19 protein-coding genes are annotated in these 23169 nt (G+C 42.6%); 11 read left to right on the top strand and 8 right to left on the bottom strand.

Annotated features, from left to right (window positions below; genetic code table 11):
* Position 1: 1 nt before the first annotated feature.
* On the bottom strand, positions 2 to 1294 hold the full coding sequence (locus tag FZC79_RS03200) for a carbohydrate ABC transporter permease (RefSeq protein WP_148945410.1): 1293 nt from the start codon (positions 1292 to 1294) through the stop codon (positions 2 to 4).
* A gap of 168 nt (positions 1295 to 1462) precedes the next feature.
* Positions 1463 to 2749: an extracellular solute-binding protein gene (locus tag FZC79_RS03205; RefSeq protein WP_148945411.1), complete on the bottom strand. Its 1287-nt coding sequence runs from the start codon at positions 2747 to 2749 to the stop codon at positions 1463 to 1465.
* A 262-nt stretch (positions 2750 to 3011) separates the two neighbouring features.
* On the opposite strand from FZC79_RS03205, the gene FZC79_RS03210 reads away from it, so the two are divergent.
* The 4 genes from FZC79_RS03210 to FZC79_RS03225 all read left to right on the top strand — a co-directional run bounded on the left by FZC79_RS03210 (position 3012) and on the right by FZC79_RS03225 (position 9788).
* On the top strand, positions 3012 to 4769 hold the full coding sequence (locus tag FZC79_RS03210; RefSeq protein ID WP_148945412.1) for an alpha-glycosidase: 1758 nt from the start codon (positions 3012 to 3014) through the stop codon (positions 4767 to 4769).
* Positions 4770 to 5721: 952 nt separating this feature from the next.
* Positions 5722 to 7068: an MATE family efflux transporter gene (locus FZC79_RS03215; protein WP_148945413.1), complete on the top strand. Its 1347-nt coding sequence runs from the start codon at positions 5722 to 5724 to the stop codon at positions 7066 to 7068.
* Between the two features lie 876 nt (positions 7069 to 7944).
* Entirely contained in the window at positions 7945 to 8286 is a 342-nt protein-coding gene (locus tag FZC79_RS03220) for a P-II family nitrogen regulator (RefSeq protein ID WP_148945414.1), read from the top strand.
* 125 nt (positions 8287 to 8411) lie between these two features.
* The gene (locus FZC79_RS03225) at positions 8412 to 9788 is read left to right on the top strand and encodes an ammonium transporter (RefSeq protein WP_148945415.1); all 1377 of its coding nucleotides are present in this window, start codon (positions 8412 to 8414) and stop codon (positions 9786 to 9788) included.
* Positions 9789 to 10272: 484 nt separating this feature from the next.
* Here FZC79_RS03225 and asnB read toward each other — a convergent pair whose 3' ends face one another.
* Positions 10273 to 12123, bottom strand: a complete 1851-nt coding sequence (gene asnB / locus FZC79_RS03230) for an asparagine synthase (glutamine-hydrolyzing) (protein WP_148945416.1) — start codon at positions 12121 to 12123, stop codon at positions 10273 to 10275.
* A 176-nt stretch (positions 12124 to 12299) separates the two neighbouring features.
* Here asnB and FZC79_RS03235 point away from each other — a divergent pair, with 176 nt between their 5' ends.
* On the top strand, positions 12300 to 12860 hold the full coding sequence (locus FZC79_RS03235; RefSeq protein ID WP_148945417.1) for a DUF2777 family protein: 561 nt from the start codon (positions 12300 to 12302) through the stop codon (positions 12858 to 12860).
* Positions 12861 to 13438: 578 nt separating this feature from the next.
* Here the strand turns inward: FZC79_RS03235 and FZC79_RS03240 are convergent.
* The 4 genes from FZC79_RS03240 to FZC79_RS03255 form a co-directional block, all read right to left on the bottom strand.
* A complete protein-coding gene (locus FZC79_RS03240) occupies positions 13439 to 16354 on the bottom strand; it encodes a bifunctional diguanylate cyclase/phosphodiesterase (protein WP_148945418.1) in 2916 nt (971 codons plus the stop codon).
* A 585-nt stretch (positions 16355 to 16939) separates the two neighbouring features.
* On the bottom strand, positions 16940 to 17311 hold the full coding sequence (locus FZC79_RS03245) for a YisL family protein (protein WP_148940728.1): 372 nt from the start codon (positions 17309 to 17311) through the stop codon (positions 16940 to 16942).
* A gap of 98 nt (positions 17312 to 17409) precedes the next feature.
* Entirely contained in the window at positions 17410 to 18312 is a 903-nt protein-coding gene (locus FZC79_RS03250; RefSeq protein ID WP_148945419.1) for a fumarylacetoacetate hydrolase family protein, read from the bottom strand.
* Positions 18313 to 18840: 528 nt separating this feature from the next.
* Positions 18841 to 20022 (bottom strand): DUF418 domain-containing protein, encoded by a 1182-nt coding sequence (locus FZC79_RS03255; RefSeq protein WP_148945420.1) that lies wholly within the window; start codon positions 20020 to 20022, stop codon positions 18841 to 18843.
* A 129-nt stretch (positions 20023 to 20151) separates the two neighbouring features.
* Between FZC79_RS03255 and FZC79_RS03260 the strand changes: the two genes are divergently transcribed.
* The 6 genes from FZC79_RS03260 to FZC79_RS03285 all read left to right on the top strand — a co-directional run bounded on the left by FZC79_RS03260 (position 20152) and on the right by FZC79_RS03285 (position 22103).
* A complete protein-coding gene (locus tag FZC79_RS03260; protein ID WP_148940733.1) occupies positions 20152 to 20373 on the top strand; it encodes a spore germination protein in 222 nt (73 codons plus the stop codon).
* A gap of 17 nt (positions 20374 to 20390) precedes the next feature.
* Complete coding sequence (locus FZC79_RS03265) at positions 20391 to 20612, top strand: spore germination protein GerPB (protein ID WP_148945421.1); 222 nt, start codon at positions 20391 to 20393, stop codon at positions 20610 to 20612.
* Between the two features lie 27 nt (positions 20613 to 20639).
* Positions 20640 to 21278, top strand: a complete 639-nt coding sequence (gene gerPC / locus FZC79_RS03270; RefSeq protein ID WP_148945422.1) for a spore germination protein GerPC — start codon at positions 20640 to 20642, stop codon at positions 21276 to 21278.
* The gene (locus tag FZC79_RS03275) at positions 21253 to 21432 is read left to right on the top strand and encodes a spore gernimation protein GerPD (protein ID WP_148945423.1); all 180 of its coding nucleotides are present in this window, start codon (positions 21253 to 21255) and stop codon (positions 21430 to 21432) included. The genes gerPC and FZC79_RS03275 overlap by 26 nt, the downstream gene beginning before the upstream one ends.
* A 6-nt stretch (positions 21433 to 21438) precedes the next feature.
* Positions 21439 to 21819, top strand: a complete 381-nt coding sequence (locus FZC79_RS03280) for a spore germination protein GerPE (RefSeq protein ID WP_148945424.1) — start codon at positions 21439 to 21441, stop codon at positions 21817 to 21819.
* A 65-nt stretch (positions 21820 to 21884) separates the two neighbouring features.
* A complete protein-coding gene (locus FZC79_RS03285) occupies positions 21885 to 22103 on the top strand; it encodes a spore germination protein (protein ID WP_148940742.1) in 219 nt (72 codons plus the stop codon).
* Between the two features lie 22 nt (positions 22104 to 22125).
* Here FZC79_RS03285 and FZC79_RS03290 read toward each other — a convergent pair whose 3' ends face one another.
* Entirely contained in the window at positions 22126 to 22431 is a 306-nt protein-coding gene (locus FZC79_RS03290; protein WP_148945425.1) for an HNH endonuclease, read from the bottom strand.
* Positions 22432 to 23169 lie beyond the last annotated feature (738 nt).

Below are 23169 nucleotides of genomic sequence, written 5' to 3' on the forward strand. Positions count from 1 at the left end.
ATCACATCATATCCTCTTCTTGGAATGATTTTGTTCTTCTGAACTGCCATACCGCTATTGTGATAACAAAGATAGAAAGCAGTAAAGTGATAGCAGCTGCTTTAGAGTACTGAGCAGATGTCATGGTCAAGCTGTAAATCCATGAAATAAGGATATCTGTTCCGCCTGCATTCTGGCCGGTCAAAGCTGGTCCGCCGCCGTTAAACAGATAGATAACATTAAAGTTGTTAAAGTTGAATGTATATTGAGTGATCAAAATCGGTGCCGTTGCAAATAGAACAAGCGGCAGTGTGATGTTCTTGAATTTCTGCAGGCTTGAAGCTCCGTCCACAGTGGCAGCTTCGTAAAGCTCATCTGGAATGGACTGCAGTACCCCGGTAGTCATGGCAAAGATAAACGGAAAACCGAGCCATGTCTGAATAAAGATTAACGCAATTCTGGTATACATAGCTTCGGTCATCCAGGGGATGTCGCCTATACCGAGAAAAGCGAGTATATCATTGTTGATCGTACCGAATGATTCGTTGAACATTCCGGCAAAGATCAAGATAGAGACGAACGCCGGGATAGCCCAAGGAAGGATAAAAACAGTCCTGATGATCGCTTTCCCTTTTAAATCTTTCTGATTGACAAGAATCGCCAGGAAGATACCAAGTGCAACCTGTGTTGTCGTTGCCCCAAATGTCCAAACAAGCGTCCATGACAACACAGAGAAGAATGTGCTTCTCCAAATATCAATCTGGAAAATATCAATAAAGTTTTGAATACCGATCCAATCTACTAACTTTGCTGGAGGAGAGTGATAAAGATCATAGTTCGTAAATGCCAGAAGCACAACGAAGATAATCGGGAAGATAACCACGAACACTAACAGCAGGAAACCTGGAGACATGATCAGGTACGGAAACCCATTGTCAACAAGATTGCGGTATTGTTCTCTGATTGTGCTGAGCTTTTCACCGCGGTCTCTCTTCTCTCCGTTTCTAAAAGCATCATAAAGATTGAAGGCGTAGAAGCCTAATCCAAATAGAATGATGATGATTGCAAGAATCCCATATACCATCAAGAAAATGGAATGATCTCTATACGGCGCAGCCGTACTTTCGCCAAGGGTAAAAATCCCCCAAAGTCCATAATCAATCAAATCACGGAATACGAAGATAAAGGCCGCAGCCATTATAAGGAAAAATCCGCCTTTTAATTTTTGTTTGTTGTAGAACTGACCCAGCCCGGGTATTAAGGAAAGGGCAAGCGCTGTTTTTCGATGTTTTGTCTGATAGGAATTTTCAGCCATCCTAAATTCCCCCTTCTTCTCTTTATATTTTTATAAGCTTCAGAAGCTTTATCAAGAAAGATACAATCTTTCTTCATGAAGTCCCTGAAGAATTCTTACTGTTCAGAGATTTACTATACTTTAATATAGAAGACTGACTCAAGTAAGAGTCAGTCCCCTCTATTATGTTTAGTTTGAATGGTTCGCTTCGATATTTTGCTCGATTGTATCTACTGCTGAATCAAGGGCAGCTTTAGGCTCTTGTTTACCAGTAACGACCGTTTGCAAAGCATCTGCCATTGGATCCCAAACTTCTCCCATTTCAGGAATGTTCGGCATTGGCACTGCATGCTGAGACTGCTCAGCTACAGCTTTTGCTCCTTCGTTTTCAGCAATTGCAGGATCATCTACAAGGGCTGTATTCGTAGGAACTTCTTTTGTTTGTTCAAATCGAAGTTTTGAATTCTCATCCTGTGTGATGAACTCGATGAACGTTTGTGCCCACTCTTGGTTTTCAGAGTAGCCGGATACGTGCCATCCTTTAACACCCATGAATGTTTTCATCGGCTCGCCATTTGGAAGCGTTGGCATTGCAGCTACACCAATCTCGATTCCTGCTTCTTCATAACTTTGGAAAGACCAAGGTCCGTTCATTACAGAAGCAACTTTTCCTTCATTGAACAATCCATCCATTGCAGCTCCGCCGTTTTCACCGACGACCCCTTTAGGGAATAAGCCTTCTTCATACCATTTTTGGATATATTCAGCACCTTCAACAGCACCGTCATTGTTCAATCCAAGATCTGCAGGATTTAACGCGCCGTCATTTTCAGCGAATACATATCCACCCATTCCTCCGATAGGAGCATGAGCAAAGTAGTAGTTATCCCACAGTGCAAGGAAGCCATAGTTTCCGTCTTTAGTGAAATCAGTAGAGAAATCATATACTTCATCCATAGTAGCCGGAGCTTCTTCCATTAACTCTTTGTTGTAAATGAATACTGGAGTTTCCGAAGATTTCGGAAGACCGTATAGTGTTCCTTCATAAGATTGCGCTAGAATAGAAGATTCAGAAAAGCGATCTACTATTTCTTGTTCTACATCAAGCTCTGCGATATGGCCTGCAAGGGCCATTTCACCGATTTGATCATGAGGCAGTGTAAGTACATCCGGGCCTGTCCCAGCCGGACCATCTAAACGAAGCTGTTCTTTCATCTTCGTAGCCATTTCTACTTCTTTGACTTCAATTTCAATGCCATGTTCTTCAGTGAATTTGGCACCTACTTCGTCTAACCAGCCTGACTTTTTATCATCTTCCCAAACGACAAGCTTCTCTGGCTTGCTTGTTTCAGGTGTTTCACTATCGTCTCCGCCTTGGTTATTATTCCCTGCTCCCTCTTCACGATTAGGTCCGCAGGCAGCCAATGCGCCTAAAACCAGCATGATTACCATCAATAATGATAGTGTCTTTTTCATTCTGACCCCTCCTGAGTACAAAAAAATTAAATTGAACAACCGTTTGCACAAAACGTCAAAAAATATTCGGTATTAGATACCGCTTTTATATTTGTGAAACCGATTGCACAACCTACCCCTATTATAATGCTTATATTTATTTTGACAATACCTTTTTTGATTTTTTTTGAAAACGTTTTATTCTATGTGTAGAAACATCCCCGTTGACTTTACTATAGATATGGAATAACCTTTAAGGGAATTTCAAAAAGGAGGCTGAAATATGCACTTAGAAGCTATCTATCACAGACCAAAAGATAACTATGCATACGCTTGCACGGATAAAGAAATACATATACGAATCCGAACGAAAAAGAATGACGTCAAAAAAGTCTCACTGCTGCATGGAGATCCTTACGAATGGAAAGACGGAAAATGGATATATTCTTCGCTGCCTATGGTCCTTACCGGAACCGATCAGCTTTTCGATTACTGGTTCGCTTCGGTTGAACCGCCTTTTAAGAGACTTCGCTACGGGTTCTTGCTTGAGGATGAACAAGAGGCGCATTTTTATGGAGACAGGGGCTTTCTCGACCAGCCGACAAATGATGTTGGAGATTACTTCTGTTTTCCATTCTTGAACTCAATCGATGTGTTCCAAGCACCTTCCTGGGTCAAAGATACTGTCTGGTATCAAATATTCCCCGAAAGGTTTGCAAATGGGAATAAAGACTGGGATCCGGAAGGCACCCTTCCTTGGGGAAGCACAGATCCCAAACCGGATAATTTCTTCGGCGGCGACCTCCAGGGTGTCATGGACGGCATTCCATATTTAAAAGAGCTGGGCATCAACGGTATTTATTTTACGCCAATCTTCAAAGCCTATTCAAATCACAAATATGATACCATCGATTATTTTGAGCTTGATCCGCAGTTCGGTGATAAAGAAACACTTAAAGACCTTGTAAAAGCATGTCACGAAAACGGAATCAAAGTCATGCTGGATGCTGTTTTCAATCACAGCGGACTGTATTTTCCTCAGTTCCAGGATGTTTTGGAGAAAGGGGAAAGTTCACCATTCAAAGACTGGTTTCATATCAGAGAGTTTCCGCTGCAAAAGGATCCTCTTCCAAATTATGATACATTCGCTTTTGAACCATCCATGCCTAAGCTTAACACGGAAAACCCTGAAGTCAGGGATTACCTTCTGGAAGCCGCCCGGTATTGGATCAAAGAATTTGATATCGACGGCTGGAGACTGGACGTTGCAAATGAAGTGGACCATTCTTTCTGGAGAGAATTCCGCAAAGAAACTAAGGCGATTAAACCAGATTTATATATCCTTGGTGAAATCTGGCATGATTCAATGCCATGGCTTAGGGGTGACCAGTTTGATGCGGTAATGAACTACCCTTTCACCACCAATATCCTGAATTTGTTCGCCAAAGACACCATTAATCCAAGGCAGTTCATGGAAAGCATGACACAAGTTGTTCATATGTATCCTAGGAATGTTATGAAGACTGCCTTCAATCTCGTTGGCAGCCATGACACTCCCAGGATCCTTACCGAATGCGGTGGCGACAAAGCGAAAGTGAAACAAATTTTTACCTTGATGCTTACTTTCATCGGATCTCCTTGTATCTATTATGGAGATGAAATCGGGATGACTGGAGGAGCCGATCCCGGGTGCAGAAAGTGCATGGAATGGGATACTGCTAAACAGGACAGAGAACTGTTCGAACATGTCCAAAAGTTAATTTCCCTCAGGAAAGAACATAAGCTTCTTGCGAATGATGGAACATTCACTTTTATGCCTGCTGAGATTAATGACGATTGCATAGCTTATACCAAATCAGATGGAGAGAATACAATCGTCATTATTTTAAATGCGTCAGATAAACATGTGGTCTACCCTCTGCCATTTAATCTAAAAGGAAAGAAAATTACAGATGTTTGGCAGGATCAAGAATTTGCTGCAGATTCCGAAGATATAGGGGTGGAATTAATTCCCCTAGGCTTCAGCATCCTGCAATTTTAAAGTAACTTCCTCCCGGCAAAAGAAACTGCCGGGAGGCTTTTGTTTATTTCGCAGATGATTTTTAAAGAAAGCTCTTTGTATGAATAAAACTTAATTAGGCTTAGGAAAACTATTTGCTTATCCACTTGGAATCGTACTTATAATGTGAGAATGGTTAAAGTAGCTTTATTTGATAAATGGTGGCTGTGGTGCCGTCATGGGAGTTTTCTGCAGACTTGTTGCTATATTATATTAACTTCGTAAGATAACTGCTCTTTATTCTGGAAATCCAATGAACTGCTCCCTGTTTTAGAGAGAAAAAGCTTAGTACTCGGAGGAATACTGCCGAAAGAAAAAATGTGAAAACAGTCTATTAATTGGGCCTTTTCTGGTTGAATACTGATTAGAATGCAATTTTACACCCCTTTACGCAGGAGGATTGAAGCGGAAGGCGTACGATCTCCTGCGGGACTAGCGGGACAGGTGAGACCCCCAATCTAGTTCCAGCGCCTAGCCCCTCGGGGTCAAATAACCTCAAGAGAATAAAAGGAAAGAGCGCCTTTTTTTCTCTTGAGAACATTTGCCTGTCGGGGCTGACCAAGGCGCTTCCACTTTTTATACAGGCGCAGCCGAAGAGGCTCATCCAGCTGCAGCGGCCAGCGACTAGCAGATTTCGGTCTCTCTCCTTGCGATAAGTCATCATCGAATCGCTATCGCTCTTCGTGATTCCTTTATCTCATGCGAGAGCCCTACAATCTGTACGTCGCTGAACGGCCGCTTCCGCTTTTGCTTCACCGCCCGCCCCGTGGAGTCGTCCGCCTGGAGCGGAAATCTATTTTGAATTAAAGCAGCCACAATTTTGCGAAAACAGCCTTAAAGAAATATACTTTTTATTTTTTCCAATCACCCCCCTGCTGATATTTTTTCAGTATAATTGAGTAATATAATTTGTTAGAAATGAGATGACTGCTCCATGAGTCTAGATAAGAAAAAACTTAGCCTTTACGCACTTACTTGGCCGATTTTCGTAGAAATATTCCTGCATATGCTGATGGGGAATGCTGATACATTGATGCTGAGCCAATATTCGGATGACTCTGTGGCGGCTGTCGGGGTTTCAAACCAGGTACTGTCCTTGATCATTGTAATGTTCGGATTTGTTGCAACCGGGACCTCAATACTTGTCTCGCAAAACTTAGGTGCCGATAAGATCACCTCAGCACGGGAAGTAGCTGTAGTTTCGCTGATTGCCAATCTGGCATTTGGATTTCTGTTAAGTGTGCTCATATTTGCCTTTAACGGCCAAATCCTCAGCCTCATGGATATCCCTCAGGAATTACGAGGAGAAGCATCCACCTATCTAACTATCGTTGGCGGTTTCTCCTTTATTCAAGCTTTAATTATGACAGCAGGTGCAACTCTGCGAAGCTATGAATTTACTAAAGACGCCATGTATATCACTATTGGGATGAATATTTTAAACGTAATTGGAAACTACCTATTTATTTTCGGACCATTCGGCATTCCTGTCCTGGGTGTTGAAGGTGTTTCCATTTCAACCGTTGTCAGCAGGACGATCGGCCTTATTGCCATTTCCTTTGTTTTAGTAAAACGGATTCCAGGGATTTTTTCCGTCAATCGTCTTTTTCCTGTCCAGCATATTAAAGACCTGCTCAGGATCGGCATCCCCTCAGCAGGTGAACACCTGTCCTATAACGGTTCACAGATGGCCATCACTTACTTTATCGCCATTCTCGGTACTGAGGCATTGACCACAAAGGTATATGCACAAAACCTTATGATGTTCATCTTTCTATTTGCACTCGCCATCAGCCAGGGAACCCAAATCATGATCGGGCACATGGTAGGCCGTAAAGACTTTCAATCGGCCTATGAAAGATGTATCAAGAGTTTAAAAACATCGATCATTATCTCCTTGGGAATGGCCGTCATTTTTGCATTGTTCTCTGAACCGCTCTTGAGGATCTTCACAAGCAATGAAGAAATCATTTATCTCGGAAGCATTTTAATCTGGCTGACCATCATCCTCGAACCAGGAAGAAGCTTTAATTTAGTCGTCATCAGTTCGCTCCGTGCAGCGGGCGACGTCAAATTCCCGGTTTATGTTGGCATCCTCTCCATGTGGGGAGTAAGTGTGTTTCTGTCTTATCTATTGGGCATTGTATTTGGACTTGGATTGATCGGCGTCTGGATCTCCTTTATCGCTGATGAATGGCTCCGTGGAGTGATCATGCTCCGCCGTTGGAGATCAAAAGTATGGATGGATAAAAGCTTTATAGGCAAAGCCTCAGCAAAGTAACACAGTGCCCCCTGCTTATTCAAGCAGGGGGTTTTTAATTTCGCTATAATTCAGCCCATCCTCCCTCTTTGTTTACCTTTCCATTCAGTACTGTTCTGCTTATAGTTTGACTATAAATCCCAGTCCTTGCTTCAATAACCCCGCTAATTTCTAAACTGGTTTGATTTAGAGGTGCAGCCTTTAAACCCATTTGAAGAAGATTCACTTTCAGATTAAGAATATATTCTTATTTATTTACTTTTTTAGCGAATAATATTTTTTTCATTTCCATGGATTTACTAAAAGGCTTAGAGATTATTTCATCTCTAAGCCTTTTATACTGTTAAGCTTTGCGAAAACAGCCTCTTTTAAAAAGGCTCTTTTCTAAGAGATTGTTGCTTTTTAATGCTATTTTATCTCCTTCCCATTTTTCCGTAGAGGGATTGGAGCAGAAGGCGTGCGACCTCCTGCGGGACTAGCGGGACAGGTGAGACCCCCAATCCAGTTGCAGCGCCCAGCCCCTCGGGGTCAAATAACCCGCATCGAATAAAAGGAAATACCGCCTTTTTTTCGATGCGGAACATTTGCCTGTCGGGTCTGATCAGGGCGCTTCCACATTATATACAGGCGAAGCCGAGGAGGCCGGGCGCCCGCTCCGCGGAGTCGCGCGCCCGGAGCGGAAATCCATTTCTTTTGAACAGCCAAAATCTTTGCGAAAAGAGCTTTTAAAAAAACAGACTTACTTGAAGTGAAAAAAGCCTACTTCATAAAGTTTTTTTCATTAAAACGCTTACATGGATTTTAATTAGTTGATTTTTTCAAGTATTCAGAATATGATAGAAAACATAACTAACTGATGTTAGATTTTCTGACATCGAATTCAAGGAGTTGATGTATATGAAAAAAATTGAAGCTATTATCCGTCCAGAGGTATTTCAAGCATTAAGAGAAGGATTGGCTGCAAGTGGATTTAATGGATTGACTGTTTCTGAAGCTGCAGGCTGCGGCAAACAAAAAGGAAAACAAGGGTTGTTTCGGGGCACCACTTTTGAAGTCGCTCTCTCCCCTCGTGTAAAGGTTGAAATGATTGTAGAGGATTCTGAAACGGAGGAGATTGTCGACCTGATTTGTGAATACTGTTCAACAGGAAAAGTTGGCGACGGCAAGATTTTCATCTCCGATATTGAGGAAGTAGTCAGAATCCGTTCCAAAGAACGCGGTAAGCAGGCATTTATTTAATTTCTTTACAAATGTCATTGAACTCTCTTCTAAACACGTAAACCATTCTCCACCAAGACTTACTGCAGGCTCTCAGTTTCTCTTTCGCCTTATGACCAAAGAATATAAAATCAGGAGGAAAAATAATGCTGAAAAAAGTATCATCTTTATCTGCTTTACTTTTGCTGGCCGCCACTCCCGCTTTTGCCCAAACCCCTACTGCCGCAAGTGTTCAGAGTTCAGTTGACGGTATGTGGATCATGACCGCAGCTTTATTGGTGTTTTTTATGCATGCCGGGTTTGCGATGGTGGAATCCGGGTTTACCCGCTCTAAAAATACGCTGAATATCCTTATGAAAAACTTCCTTACAATTTCCATCGCCTCCATCCTCTATTTTCTTGTTGGATTTGGCTTGATGTTTGGCAGCACTGCCAACGGACTTACTGGTACGGATGGATTCCTTTTGGCAGGCCGCGAAGACATCGGATTCTTTGTCTTCCAGGCAGTGTTCGCAGCCACTTGTGCAACGATCATATCAGGCGCAGTTGCGGAACGGATGAAACTAAGAAGCTATATGCTTATTACCGTGGTTATTACAGGAGTCATTTATCCTGTTGTCGGACACTGGGTTTGGGGCGGAGGCTGGCTTTCAGAACTTGGCTTTGTTGATTTCGCAGGCTCCACTGTTGTCCACTTAAGCGGTGCAGTAGCTGCTTTCATTGCCGTTCTCTTCCTTGGACCGCGTATAGGCAAATATACCAACTCTAAAGTAAACGTCATTCCCGGCCACAACATCCCAATCGGAGCTCTTGGCGTCTTCATCCTATGGTTCGGATGGTTTGGTTTCAATGGAGGAAGCACATTGGCTGCCGATCCTGACTTGGTGCCGCGGGTAATCACTGCCACACTGCTTTCTGCTTCAGCAGCAGTTTTATCTTCTGCTTTTTACACTGCATTCCGTTTTAACAGAATTGACCCTTCTCTAACATTAAACGGTGCTTTAGGAGGTTTGGTAGGAATCACAGCTGGATGTGCCAATGTTTCCATCGGAGGATCCCTTGTAATTGGATTCATTGCAGGTATACTATTGGTCGAAGGTGTACGTTTTATTGAAGTGAAATTGAAAGTGGATGATCCTGTGGGAGCCATTGCCGTGCACGGCCTTTGTGGAATCTGGGGAACATTGGCTATTGGTTTCTTCGATGTATCAAATGGACTTTTCTATGGAGGGGACCTTTCGCTTTTAGGTACACAGGCAATCGGGGTGGCAGCCGTCATACTATGGGTCGCTGTTTCTTCCGGTGCAGTCATCTACCTTGTCAACAAGGCCGACAGTATCCGCGTTTCCAGTGAGGATGAGCTGGCTGGTCTCGATTTCTCCGAGCATGGCGCCACTGCATATGAATTAAGTGAAACTGTATTGACGTCACACTCCAACCAACCGAATGCTGCTTTTGGTAAAGAGCTGGTGAGGAAGCTTGATGGCTTGAGTGTTCCTCCGTCAAAGAAACAATACCACTGAGAATAATAAAAGCGCAAGCGCCCCGTTAGCCCTGACAGGCAAATGTTCCAAAGAGAAAAAAGGCGGTCTTTCCTTTTATTCTCCAGGGTATTTGATTCCGAGGGGCTAGGCGCTGGAGCTGGATTTAGAAACGCTGCCTATTTTCGACTTGATATAACTTTTAACCCCTTCCTGAATGCGGAAGGGGTTTTTTGCGTACCTTGAAGGGGATTAATGGATTGCTGCTTATTCTGTATTTGGGGCTTACTGACTGCACCAATTTTGATATGCGAGGATATCATGCGGTAGATCACCATTTCGACTGCATCACTTTTTGGTTTAATATTCAAGGCACTTTCCTTCAACTCCTTAAACCATACACCCCCGCACTGCCATGGTAATGTAATTAAAAGAAATTTTTGATAAAACGCAAAAGCTTCAAGGGAACATTGTTTTCAATCCCGCCAAAAAAGCTCACACCGTAAACGGCATGAACTTCGGAAGATCATCGATCCACAATATTAATATTGTAATCTTTGAACCATACGTGAATTTGTGCGAGATGAGCGAGGAGCTGCGGTCCTGTCATCAACTGTCCGAACCAAGGGGTTTTAAAGGCTTCCCCATTCGTTTCAACAAGTGACTTCAGCTTCCCGTGATCAAATAACTCATAGAGTGAGCTGGATTTGTCTTCCAGAATTTCCTCAAGCCAGTTCTTAACCAAGGAAGTGTATACGGGATGGTGCGTCTTGGGATAAGGACTCTTCTTTCGATAAAGCACTTCATCAGGTAAAGTCCCTTCCAGCGCTTTTCTCAGAATCCCCTTTTCCCTGTCTTCATGCATTTTCCATTTCCAAGGAATGTTCCAAACATATTCAACCAGGCGGTGATCGGCAAACGGCACACGTACTTCAAGGCTCGCTCCCATGCTCATCCGGTCTTTTCGATCCAGCAGGGTCGTCATGAACCAGATAATATTCAGATAGAAGAGTTCCCTTCTTTTAGCTTCTATTGGGGTTTCACCTTCAAGAGCAGGGGTTTCTGCCACGGTTTCATTGTATTTCGAGAGTACATATTCTTCGAGATTTAACTTTTTACGTAAATCGGCTTTCAACAGAGACTGCCTCTCTTCTACAGATCTCATCCACGGGAAACCTTTACGATTGAAATCATCTTCATTGTGGAACCATGGGTATCCACCGAAAATTTCATCTGCACACTCCCCAGACAATCCTACAGTAAATTCGTTCTTAATTTCTCTGCAAAACCATAAGAGCGATGAATCGACATCGGCCATTCCAGGCAGATCTCTTACATGTACAGCCTCTGTCAGGTGATTCTTTAATTTTTCCTGTGTAATGATGCAGTTATGATGGACGGTATTGAACGTATCCGACATCAAGTTAATCCATTTGCTGTCAGAGTCAGGTTGAAACTTATTGGATTTGAAATGCTCATCATTGCCCTCATAATCAATAGAATATGTGTGCAGCCTTCCTTTCCCTTCTTTTTGATAGGCCTCTGCTGCAATGGCTGTGATGGCACTGGAATCCAGCCCTCCAGATAAAAACGTGCATAAAGGAACATCCGAAACCAACTGTCTGGTGATACTGTCTTTCACTAAGAAGCTCACTTTTTCAACCGTTTCATCAAAGCTGTCCGTGTGCCGGCCGCTTTTGACATTCCAATATCTCCAGATCTTCAGTCCATTTCTTGAGAATATCAAGGCATGCCCCGGTCTCAATTCCTTAACACCTTTAAAAACTCCAGATCCCGGTGTACGCGATGGTCCGAGCCCAAGCAAATCTGACAAGCCCTCTCTGTCGACTTCTGCTGGTACAGACGGATGGGAAAGCAATGCTTTTAATTCTGATCCGAATAGAAGTCCACTGTCTCTCTCTGTAAAGAAAAATGGCTTCACACCAAGCCGGTCTCTTCCGATAAATACCTGCTGCTTCTCGCTGTCCCATACAGCAAAAGCAAAGATTCCGTTTAGATGCTGAACACAGTCCTCCCTCCACTCGATATAGGAAGTCAAGAGTACTTCAGTGTCTGAATGCCCCTTGAATGTATAGCCCTTGGAGAGCAGGACTTTTCTTATATCCTCCGTATTATACAGCTCTCCGTTATAGCATATGACGAACCTGTGCCCCTCCGCCTCTTTTGCCATCGGCTGTTTACCGCCTTCAGGATCTACGACTGTAAGCCTTTTATGCCCAAAAGCAGCATGAGTGTCCAGCCATACATTGGAATCATCCGGTCCCCTTTTAGAGAGTGTTTCGGTCATAGTTTCCAAGATACCCCTGGAGTTTCTCAAGTCTTTTCTAAAGTTGATCCATCCTGTTATTCCACACATTTCAGTCATCCTTTCTGTTTCAGGCAAATTGGGCTAGATGCAATATGGATTATCATATGCAATCTTCTGAAAATGGTTAATTGTCTTATTTCACTTTTACTTTAAATGAATATGCTAAATTAGGCCCAAAATGTAGATAATGTTGATATAACATTTTCAGGTAAGGGGGGAAATAGGTGAATAACCTGTACAGAAAGAAGCTCCTTCAGCGGCAAAACCGCTCCTACACACTAGGAACTGTAGAATTCATTCATAATCAATGGGTATTTTTTGATGATGAGTTGGATGAAGCGACCGATCTGGAATTTTACACACAGCAGGAAGTTGAAGTTTTTCGGGACCAGGGATGGGAAAGAGGGATATTAGAGTCTGAGGGCATTGTAAAGACTTCTTACGATAAGACGAATCTCAAAGATACGGAAATGATCCGGATAAAAAAAGCACTGGTCTATTCACTGGAAATGCTGATTGAGGAATTAAGTGATGATTCTTTTTTTCAATTTCTGACCAGCTTGAACTCACTTGAATTCTCTTTGTATGATTGCATATTCTGCCACAATCACCTCTGTTTTCTCGAAGACAGGAAAATCAGAGAAGGGGTGAACTTTTTGACGTTTGATAATGGGGAGACAGTGTGTTCGGTACAGCATCACTTTACTTATTATAAAAAACAACGCGACCGATTTGAGTTCACCTTGAGTACCGGAAAGAGAATCGTTATTGAAAAACTTGAATAAGACAAGAACAAAAGCGGAGGCGCCTTGACCAGCCCCGACAGGCAAATGTTCCAAAGAGAAAAAAGGCGGTCTTCCCTTTTCTTCTCTTTGGGTTATTTGACCCCGAGGGGCTAGGCGCTGCAGCTGGACGGATCAAAAGCGGAAGCGCCTCGTTCAGCCCCGACAGGCAAATGTTCCAAAGAGAAAAAAGGCGGTCTTCCCTTTTCCTCTCTTTGGGTTATTTGACCCCGAGGGGCTAGGCGCTGCAGCTGGACGGGCATAATATAGCCGCATGTACTCCACATAGGGTAATTTTATAAATTCCTTATCAAAAAGAAACTGCCGGCTTACAGTTTCTTTTTTTTGCTCTTTTCACAAGGACTTTTCACATAGAGTATGCTTTTAATGGATTTTCGCCCATTAAAGAAAAGCTGAAGCCCGGGACTAACAGCTTTTCTTTTATCTTATTGGTTCATTGACAACCCGGTTCCTGATAACTCAAAAATGTGTTTGAATTACAGGCAGGACTTTTCTTGAAGTTGGTATGGAAAGATCACTATCAAAAGCATCAAATTTTAAAGTAACACAACACTCTGAGTTCAAAGGTAAACCCGGGTATCTCTCATCCACTTTTCCATTTCCTCCGGACGAACAGGCTTTGAAATAAAGTATCCCTGTCCCAAATCACAATTGAGATCATGGAGGAGATCGAGTTGTTCACCAGTTTCAATTCCCTCGACGATTACCTGCATGCCCAGCCCTTTCCCCATTGTTGAAACAGCCTGGACAATAGCATAGTCAGAACTGCTTTCCTCGATATTCTGAACAAATGATTTATCGATTTTAAGAACGTGTAAAGGGAGATGTTTCAAATAACTTAAAGATGAATAACCTGTTCCGAAATCGTCAATGGCAATCTTGACTCCGAGGGCTGACAGTTCCTCCATCTTATCAATCGTATGTTCCGAATGCTGGATCATCACACTTTCTGTCAATTCCAGGCAGAGGCACTCCGGCGACAGCCCAGACAATTTTAATGCGCAGTTGATTTCCTGTGTGAAGGAAGGCTGTTGAAACTGGTTAGCTGAGACATTCACTGAAATATAAAAATCAGGAAGCCCTTTTTCCTGCCATTCCTTAGCCTGCTTACAAGCCTCTTGAAGCACCCAGTTTCCTATTGGACCTATCAACCCGGTTTCTTCCGCCAACGGAATGAACTCCATTGGAGATACGGTTCCCAGATAAGGGTGATTCCAGCGGATTAGGGCCTCTGCTCCAATCACCCTCCTTCCGCTCAGCTCCACAATAGGCTGGTAATAAAGGCTGAATTCTCCCCTTTCAAGGGCTTTTCGCAGATAACTTTCCATCTTCACTTTGTTCAGCGTATTTATATTCATTTCATCCGTATAGAAAACAACCTGATCTCCACCATTTGATTTCGCCCAATTCAATGACGTATCGGCATTTCTCAAAAGGTCTGACAAGTTAGTTCCATGGTTTGGATATACCGCAATACCTATACTTGCTTTTATATAGAATTCCTGGTTTCCCTGCACGATCGGCATCTGGATATGTTCTGCAATTAGTTCTGCAACCTGCCTGATTTTTTCATCTGTTACATTTTTGCTTATCAATATTGTGAATTTATCACTGCCAAACCTGCCAAGATAAGCCCCTTTTGGCAGCACACATTTAATCCTTTCAGCCAGCTGGATCAAAATGCGGTCACCTGCAGAATGTCCCAGTGTGTCATTAACCAGTTTGAAACGGTCTATATCCAGAAAGAGGATTCCGAGACGGCGCTTCTTTTTATTGGCCCGTTCGATGAATTCTTCTGATAACTCCCTGAATTTCACTCTGTTCGGGAGACCTGTTTCTGCATCGAAATAAGCCAGCTGGGTAATTTTTTCTTCTGTTTTCTTCTGTTCGGTAATATTCCTGCCGATTCCGAATAAGCCTACGCACTTACCGTCGATGGTAATCGGGATATTTTTAATATGAAATAATTGAACCTCCCCGGACTTGGAGGGAATCCACAGCTCGTAAAATTGTTCTTTTCCTGATAGAGTCCTGAAGAAATGCCGCTTGATCCGGGGAACATCCTCTTCAAATATAAAAGATATGGATAATTTCCCGATCAGCTCAGATTCAGAGTATCCAAATGTCTTCAGGAAGGTCGGATTTACAGAATTAAATTTACCTTTTAAGTCGGTTGAGTAGACAAAATCAGTATTATTTTCAAATAGAGACCGATAGTATTCCTCGGAAATTTGGATATTTTCATTCAACTTCTGAATATCGTTAGAAGAAGCATTAATCAGCTGTGTAAGGGAAACCCTTGTATTTCCTTCTGAAGTAAGAGTGTACTGAAACCTGTCCCTCTCAATAGGGAGCAGCCTATCATTTTCAGAGATAGAGAGGTAAGTAAGAGAATGGGAATATAAATCAGGTGTTTTGCTGCCGTCCAATAAAATTTCCCCATGCGAGAAAAAACCGGATGTGTTTGTTATCTCTGCCATCATTTCCATTTCGGACTTAGTAAAGTCCGTAATGAACTGCCTGCGTGCAGCACAGTTAAAAATGAATAGAGTTTCGGGCGGCTTCCTCCTTAACCGATTTAATTCTTTCAATGAACATTTCACAATCGATTCCAGATCAGCAAACGCAAAAGTGAGACAGTCTCCCTGTTTCACTTCTTTACTCATTTCTATAGAACCATTTCCCAGGATCCTTATTGGAAAGAGAGTAGTTACCCCCTCATTTCTCTTCACCAGGAAAGGAAACTCAACACCTGACTCCGGAAGACGGGAAACAAAGCTTTCCCCCAGATAGTGTTCCAATACCTTCAGTGGTTTCAAATGATCGATCTTTTCAATGACGGCTCCTTTTGACTGCGTGACCGTTAATGACCTTCCTACTTCTTTCCATTGTTCATTGATAAAGGTTTGAACAATCAAGCCAGAGTTGTTCAGGGCAGCTGCAACTATACCCTTTTCCGATTCTTCTATTTCGGTCAATACAATTGACTGTTTTCTTCCTGGAACATCTATTGAAACACCGCCTCCCACTGGTATCTGGGGAGTTATAGAATGAAATCCTTCGAGGATTCTTGGCAGATTTATATCCAGATGGCTCGCAAACAGGATGACTGCTTTTGTTTCCATATCGACGAGCTCTTCAGCCAGACGCCTGCCTGTTTCATAGGCATGCTCATCATCAATGACTTCTAAAAGCTTAGAAACTGCTTCTGTTTTTTCAAGGATTGTAAAGGACAAAACAGGAGAATCATTAATAATCTCTCCATCTATAATCTGACCCTCAGTACTGCAGCCAATAATGACAGCCCCAGGCAGATAGGATAAAATTTCTGCTCTGATCTCTTTCGCCTCGTCCATCCCCACTTGTCCCAAAAACATTTGAACAAGTATAGTCGGGTACAGTTCTAATTTATTTGAGCTGATGTAACCAGCCAGTCTTTCTTGAGAAGAATATATATGATTGAATGATTTAGCCATTGACACACCACCGCTCTTGGAAACAATCTATGTAATACTTTTTCTTTTGTTTAGTATTCGTACATTATTGATTCAGACGTATATGACTTATATAAAAAATACCATAATTTTCAGACATAATGTACATATTTTTTGTAATTTATGTAGAATGTTAAGGGAATGTGGCTTTCATAGTATTTTTTTGTCTATGATGCTTTTAAAAACAAGCTGCTTTCGCATAAATTGTTGCTTTTTGATATTCCCGGCCACCCAGTTTTTTTACTTCAATCGATGGATACTTTTACGTCGCTGCCTTACGGATTTTCATTAGCCGGCTGGACAGCGGGAAGTTTTTGGCTGTCAGTTCATATCCTGTGTTTTTTGTTATGTTAAATCAAGAACAAAAGCGGAAGCGCCTCGATCAGCCCCGACAGGCAAATGTTCCCCGGAGAAAAAAAGGCGCTCTTTCCTTTTATTCTCCGGGGGTTATTTGACCCCGAGGGGCTAGGCGCTGAAATATCTATAAGTTATCCACAGAGGGTGATTTAATAATTTCCTGGTAAACAATAAAAAAGGCTGCTCCGTTAAGAGCAGCCTTTGCAGCAATTATGCCAGAGACCAAAGTCCCAATGGCAGCCAGACGCCAAGATAAAGTGTAACTACCAGGGCAATAATCAATTGAGCCCAAAAAATACCTGTTTTTTTGCCTTTATTGGTCCGGACTAAAATCATTTCAAACATGGCAATTACCCATAATCCTCCCAATAACTTCAGTCCGTACTGCATCGGAAAGACTCCTTGATGTTTCCAGAACAGAAGAGCTCCTGTCAGGATGATCAATAGGTAAAAAAGTCTCAATGTCATATGAACAATTTTCATCGCTTTCTTTTTGCCGCTGTTATGTAGGTACAGTGCTGCAAAGAACAAAATAATCCCGATCACCCACGTTGCAATATGGGCATGAGTATTATCAAACATGTACTTATCCTCCTTGAACAACTAATATCCTCATTATCTTACCATACCAGTCTTCATCTGCACGAATAATAGCTGTTAAAGACAAAAAATTGTAACTTCTATTGAATGGTATTGGTAAGTGTTCCTATCCTGTCTATTGAAATTTCAACTTTATCACCAGATTTTAAGAACCTGGGTGGTGTGAAACCTTTCCCTACCCCTGAAGGAGTGCCTGTAGCAATGATATCTCCTGGTTCAAGAGTCATGCCTGCTGACAGCTCTGCAATAATTTTTCCTATTGGGAAGATCATATCACTTACTGGTGCCTCCTGACGGACTTCCCCATTCACCCGGGTTGTAATGGTGAGAGATTCGGGATCCTCAATTTCATCTGCCGTTACGATATAAGGACCGATTGGGCACGTCGTATCAAGGCTCTTGCCAAGGAAAAACTGCTTATGCTTTTTTTGAAGGTCTCTGGCCGTGATGTCATTGAGTATCGTATAACCAAAAATATGGCGACGGGCTTCTTTTTCCGAAATATTTATCCCTTTTTCACCAATAATGACCGCGAGTTCTCCTTCGTAATCAAGCTGCGATGTTAAAGAATTATGGGATTGAATAGCAGTCATGCTGCCAGTCACCGATGTTGGTGCCTTCGTGAATATCATGATATGCTCCGGGATGTCCGCCTCGCTTCCCATTTCTATGGCATGTTCACGGTAATTCTTGCCCACACACATAATATTTTTAACCGGTCTTGGTATCGGCGGGAGCAGAGTCACATCTCTCCAAGGATATACAAGTGAGGCTGTATCCCCGAGTGACTCTCCGAACCTTACCAATTCATCCAGGCGGGTCATATGCGTCTCTTCTTGAATGAGCTGAAGCAGTGAGGCAGGAAGCACTTTCTTCCTGTCAAAACTCCTCTCCAATGCAGCCAGATTCCAAATCGTCTCTCCTACTTCCTTTACAGCACCGTATCTTTCTTCCTTCCCTGTTTTGAATGATACCAGTTTCATAATTCACCCTGCCTTTATCTCTTATTTGGCTCTTTTCATAAACTTTCTTGCTATTTGATTTGATACAATTTTACAAAGATGTACCGGAATATCCTCGTTAGTAAGAGAGAAAAGAGCTGCTCTTTATGATTGGCTCTTTTCGTATAGTTTGTTGCTATTTTATATGATCTTCATAAGATAAGACTTCTTAACAGGTAATATTCTGTAAGCAACAGTAAATGAGCTGATTCACATATAGAGAGAAAAATTAGTATAAAGCGTGGTGCTCATGGGATTTTTCAGCAATAATAATAAATGCCAAAACTCTCTATTTAACTAAATGATTGATGCTTTAGAATGCTTCTTTACCTTCACCCCCTTTACGTAGAAGGATGGGAGCGGAGGGCGTACGATCTCCTGCGGGACTAGCGGGACAGGTGAGACCCCGCAGGCGAAGCCGAGGAGGCTCACCGCCCGCCCCGCGGAGTCGTCCGCCTGGAGCGGAAATCTATTACTTCTCAAAGCCACAATCTTTGCGAAAACAGCCTTTTATTTAGATGTTTCTGCTCCCTCTTTTTTATAAGTAAGGACTCTCCAAAGCTTTTCCATAGGACCTTGGCGGAACTTGGACAACCATAATTCTGACAGAATCACTCCAATCAGGAAAATCGCTGCCGCCAGCCATGCTCCGGTTACCAAGGTCACTTCTCCATATAACCCCAAACCATAATTATAGAAAATCAATGTTCCGATGATTGACTGTGCCAGATAGTTCGTCAGTGACATTCTTCCTGCAGCTGCCAATGGCTTAAGAACGGTTGAAATTTTTCGGTTAATCAATAATAAAGCCAACAGTATCGCATATGATACTGATAAGAATGGAGCTCCCAGCATATCTTGTATATAAGCAGAAGCAATATTGGCATGGGTAGTGAATGGCAATGATTTAAGGATCAATCCTGCAGAAGCAAAAATGGCCAGCATCACCATCCAAAATTTTTTATGTTCAGGAATCCGTTCCAGCACTTTCAGCTTGCCGGCACCTGCTCCAATCATGAGCATTGGAAGAATCGAAAGCATCAAGAAAATGATATTTCCAGGTCCATTTACATTGTACCAATCTTCAAATCTCTGAAGAAAGATTTCTTTGAAGCTTCCACTGCTGTATGCTTCCAATGAATTCGTGATATTTGTTAAATCAGAATAAAAAGCAGTACCTGCCGGGTCAGTAACACTAACGAGCAGAAGCAGGATACTGAAAAACATTTGCGGAAGCAAAAATAACAATGCGCCCGTCCACAGCAATGCTTTTCCGGACATTTTCATAAAACCAAGTAATATCAGACCAAATAAAGCATAGTTGATCAGAATATCTCCCGACCAAATCAGGAAGGCATGGACGCAGCCTATGAGCAAAAGTACGAGAAGCCGCCTTACAGCAAGGGGGTAAAAGTTTACTCCTTTCTCTACTGACCTTTCCTGTTGTATGGCCAATCCATATCCAAACAGCATAGCAAACAGCGGATAGAAGCTTGATTGAACCAAAATATCTATCCATGGGAACAGCTGCTGGTCAGCCGGCGAGCTCCACCAGGAATAGTGGTCCACATACAAAAATGGCGAATGAAAAGAGATCATATTAATGATGAATATTCCGAGCAGCGAAAAGCCTCTTATCACATCAAGTGAAAGCAGCCTTTCCTGTTTATTGACTGGTTGAAGCACCTGCATGTTTCTGTCTCCTTCTCTAACGGTTATATCCTCTATTGTAACTTGTTTAATGCTTTTAGGCGATTATCACATCCACCGTCCGCTGTCATAAGATAATCTAACTAACTCAGCAGAAAAGGTGTGAACAGTATGCCGGCTTTTGTAGGAGCTGTTCAAGTTATCAGCGTGGGATCAAGCGGAGTCTTTCATATCGGTGACGTGTTTCAGATAAGGCCGGTTTCCTCCGCAAAAACATTTGCAGGAGCAGGGTCGTTCATTACCGGTGATGGGATTTCTGTTTATAATGAAAACTCTGTTACCTACACAATTGATGATGATACGCTTGACCAGGGAATAAATTTTACATTGTGATTGTGAGTGTGATCAAGATGAAACTCTATGTCCAGCAGTCCATTCATATACACATGATTAAAATCGGGGGAATGACCAACTCCTCCGTTTTTCAGATTGGCACCTCGGGACAAATCCTCCCGACTTCTTACCTTTATAATACAGGCGGGTTTGAGGAACCAGCACCGGAACCGGAAAAGAACGGCCCAGCTTCAGAGGGGAACGATGTATTGGTTCCTTTGACTGCGCCAGGAATATAGAATTTTAAAAGAAAGCGGTGACTACCATTGCAGCAGTATTACACTTACCAGCAACTCTATCAATTTATAACTGAGCAAAACAAACGAGTAAGCAACCTTGAGACACTCATCCAAGAGCTGCAGCAGGAAGTCTCTGCTCTAAAAGAAAAACCATCCATCAATGTAGAAAGTATTGAATATCGATTTGACCAGCTCAAGGTTGAAACCCTGGAAGGGACGCTCAATATCGGCTTGAACCCAAGTGATTTGGAAAAAATTGAAGACTTCGCTGTTGAAGGGCAGCCTTCAGCCCCCATCCCCCCTGTCAAGCAGGTTGACATGGAAGATATGCAAAAGTCCCTCATGCCTAGGGTAAATGATTATATTCAGAAAGAAGTCCCAGGAATCATTAGTGACACCGAACTTCAATTAGGCATATCACTGGATGAATCTTATTATGAATTGATTAAAGAAGATATAAAGAAGCAGATGCCGCAGAGAGTTCAATTTTACATTCAATCCATGCCTGTATATCAGGAAAGGCAGCAAGGAGAACCCGCTTGGGAGGAGAAAATTTTTGCCAAGGTGAAAAGTGATATCTCGAATGCCATTCATGCCTTCATGGCCAATCTTCCCCATAATATGAAAGGAGATGTCCAAAATGAACCTTCAAGTGATCAATCGTGAATTATGCGTGAATAGCCTCAATATTGAGGCAGTGGCAAGTTCATCCCTGCTCTTGATTGGAGACGCCAACATCATACAGCTTGCCTCCACTTTCGACACTCCCGCTGAGTCACTCATTATTGGACCATTTGTTCCTTTGACTCCGAAAGGGTGATTGTGGATGGGCAATAGATATTCCATTGTAGAAGAGTTTAAAATTAGAACCCTCTCTTTCAGTGCTGTCCTTCAGATCGGAGATTCAAAAGAAATCACCTCCTTTCAAAAGGCATTTGCCGTTCAAAGAGAAAGAGAATTATTCTTTTCCAGTGAGGGGGATTTCAGCCAATACCCCATTTACAGTGAACCTATCCCTTTTACACCTCCGCCCCCTCCAGTGGCTTTTACAAAATTAGACGAGTGCCCGATAAAAGTGAACAAAATCGATATCATTGGTTCATCCTTTTCATCTGTCCTCCATATAGGCCAGACAGAAAATGTATTTATGGAGGCAAGGGTCAAGAATATAAGGCAGCTCAAACCTCGTGGAAATGATGAAGTATGAACAAATGCCCCGTTTTTTCATAAAGTAGAACTATAAGCCAATTTGACGATAAAGGATGTATTCTTATGCCGGCTATTATAGGACCTGTCCAAATTCTCAGTGTAGGCGGAGGGAATGTCCAGTTCGGGGATGCCGGAATTATTTCTCCAAAATCCAGCCAAAAAACAACAGCGGGCTCCGGCGGTTTCAATACAGGGCCTTTCCAGCTTACGTATAACGTGTTCAGTGCTAATACGACCTTTGATTGCAATGTAATCGACCAGCCGATTACCGGAAATAACTAAGGGAAGGCAGATGAATTCATCATCACCTTCCCTTTTGTCTTCTTTCCTTCGATTTCCTTGATTTGACCAGCTTGGTGGACGGCTGTTTTCTAATCCATTTTACGAATTTTCCTATCTTTTCATCTTTCCGGAGACTTTCGATGGTCGATAACCTTGCAGCCAACTCTTCATTTGTATAGAGCGAATGAATCTGTTTATGGCAGGCTTTGCAAAGTTGAGCAGTCGGCAGGAACGTTCCTCCCTCTTCCTTTGGGGTGAGATGGTGTCTGGTTGTCTCAACTTCTTCTCTCATACATAATTCACAAGTACCAATCGAACTCTTGGCCACCCTTTCCACCTCCTGCTTTTTATTTAAGGGAAGTTTTTTGGAATTTCAGAAAGACTGGGGTATCAGCAGGCTTGGGGTTTGTTGGTTGTTTGTTGCGGGCCTGAATCCTGCTTTCTCTCTGTTTTCATGTACCTCGCTCTTGAAGCGAGGTACATTATCTCCGCGTTTTTCTGTTTTCATGTATCTCGCTCTTGAAGCGAGGTACATTATCTTCGCGTTTTTCTGTTTTCATGTACCTCGCTCTTGAAGCGAGGTACATCATCTCCGCCTTTTTCTGTTTTCATGTACCTCGCTCTTGAAGCGAGGTACATCATCTCCGCGTTTTTCTATTTTCATGTACCTCGCTCTCGAAGCGAGGTACACCATCTCCGCGTTTTTCTATTTTCATGTACCTCGCTCTCGATGCGAGGTACATCATCTCCGCCTTTTTCTGTTTTCATGTACCTCGCTCTTGATGCGAGGTACATCATCTCCTCGTTTTTCAGTTTTAATGTACCTCGCTCTTGAAGCGAGGTACATCATCTCCGCGTTTTTCCGTTTTAATGTACCTCGCTCTTGAAGCGAGGTACATCATCTTCGCGTTTTTCCGGTTTCAGGTACCTCGCTCTTGATGCCAGGTACATCATCTCCACATTTTTCCGTTTTCGTCAACAGTCCACCTCTGCCCGCGTATTATTAAGTTATATTTACCCTTCCTTACGCTAAAGCATACATTTAGCCCCACTGCCATACTGCCCG

This window comes from Rossellomorea vietnamensis, from assembly GCF_008180615.1.
Classification (GTDB): Bacteria; Bacillota; Bacilli; order Bacillales; family Bacillaceae_B; genus Rossellomorea; species Rossellomorea vietnamensis_D.